General features: G+C 71.1%; 1 protein-coding gene. It reads left to right on the top strand.

What is annotated here, in order from left to right; genetic code table 11:
- The first annotated feature begins 19 nt into the window (after positions 1–19).
- Entirely contained in the window at positions 20–1630 is a 1611-nt protein-coding gene (locus ACQKIP_RS46600; RefSeq protein WP_365864533.1) for an FAD-dependent oxidoreductase, read from the top strand.
- Positions 1631–1772 lie beyond the last annotated feature (142 nt).

Raw genomic sequence — 1772 nt, 5'->3', positions numbered from 1 at the left:
GCACAGCACTAGGAGAACCGTGATCCCTGAACCGGACATCCTCATCGTCGGCGGCGGCCTGGGCGGCGTGGCCGCCGCGCTCGCCGCCTGCCGGGCCGGCCGGACCGTCGTCCTCACCGAGGAGACGGACTGGATCGGTGGCCAGCTCACCTCCCAGGCCGTCCCGCCGGACGAGCACCCCTGGGTGGAGCAGTTCGGCACGACCGCCTCGTACCGCAAGCTGCGCGAGTCCATCAGGGACTACTACCGCCAGTGGTATCCGCTGCGGTCACAGGCCTCGTCCCTGCCCCATCTCAATCCGGGCGCGGGCCGGGTCAGCAAGCTCTGCCACGAGCCCCGCGTCGCCCTGGCCGCCATGGAAGGCATGCTCGCGCCGCATCTCGCGTCGGGGCGGCTGACACTCCTGACCGAGTTCGGGGCTGTCGCCGCCGAGTCGGACAACGATGTCATCACCTCGGTGACCCTGGAGAACCTGCGCGACGGCGAGCGCACCACGCTCCACGCCCGCTACGTCATCGACGCCACCGAGACCGGCGAACTCCTCGAACTGGGCGGCGTCGAGCACGCCGTCGGCGCCGAGTCGCGCGCCGAGTTCGGCGAGCCGCACGCCCCCGAAGAAGCCCAGCCCCTCAACCAGCAGGGCATCACCGTCTGCTTCGCGCTCTCCCACCACGAGGGCGAGAACCACGTCATCGAGCGCCCCGTCGACTACGACTTCTGGCGCTCCTACCAGCCGGACTTCTGGCCGGGCCCGCTCCTCGGCTTCCTCGCCCCTGACCCGCGTTCGCTCGAAGCCGTCCCGCGTACGTTCGTGCCGAACCCGGAGATCGACCCGCTCGCCGTCAACGCCGACCAGAGCGCCGACGCGGGCGACAAGGAACTGTGGGGCTTCCGCCGCATCCTGGCGCGCAAGCTGCACCGCCCCGGCGCCTTCGACTCCGACATCACGCTGGTCAACTGGCCGCTCAACGACTACTGGTTGAAGCCGCTGATCGGCGGCGGCAGGGAGACCTCGGCGCAGGCACTCGCGGAGGCGCGCCAGCTCTCGCTCTCGGTCCTCTACTGGCTCCAGACCGAGGCGCCCCGCGAGGACGGCGGCACCGGATTCCCCGGCCTGCGCCTTCGCCCCGACATCACGGGCACCGCCGACGGTCTGGCCAAGGCCCCCTACGTACGGGAGTCGCGGCGCATCAAGGCCGTGACCACCGTCACCGAGCAGGACGTGGCGATCGACGTCGTGGGCGCCTACGGGCGGACCAAGTACCGGGACTCGGTCGGCGTCGGCAACTACCGCATCGACCTGCACCCCTCCACCGGCGGCGACAACTACATCGACATCGGCTCCGTGCCGTTCGAGATACCGCTCGGCGCCCTCGTGCCCCGCCGGGTCCGCAATCTGCTGCCCGCGGGCAAGAACATCGGCACCACCCACATCACCAACGGCTGCTACCGCCTCCACCCCGTGGAGTGGAACATCGGCGAGGTCGCCGGTGCCCTGGCAGCCCACTGCGTGTCCGAAGGCGTGGAACCCCACCAGGTCCAGGCCGAGGACAAGCGGTTCGACGAATTCGCCCGGCTGCTCGACCGAGACGGAGTGCAGCGCCACTGGCCCGACGTACGCGGCTACTGAGAGCCCACGGCTCTCGGAAGTGCCGGGCGGGACAGCTCCACCTGTTCCCACCCGGCCCCCCCCCCCCCCCCCCACCCCCCCACGGGGGGGCCCAACCAAAAACACCCCCCCCCAACCCGGCCGCCACAGCGTGGGGGGGACA

The organism is Streptomyces sp. NPDC059900, assembly GCF_050270335.1.
Classification (GTDB): domain Bacteria; phylum Actinomycetota; class Actinomycetes; order Streptomycetales; family Streptomycetaceae; genus Streptomyces.
Note: the sequence above shows the minus strand (reverse complement) of the source record. Positions and strands in the feature narration are given on the sequence as shown.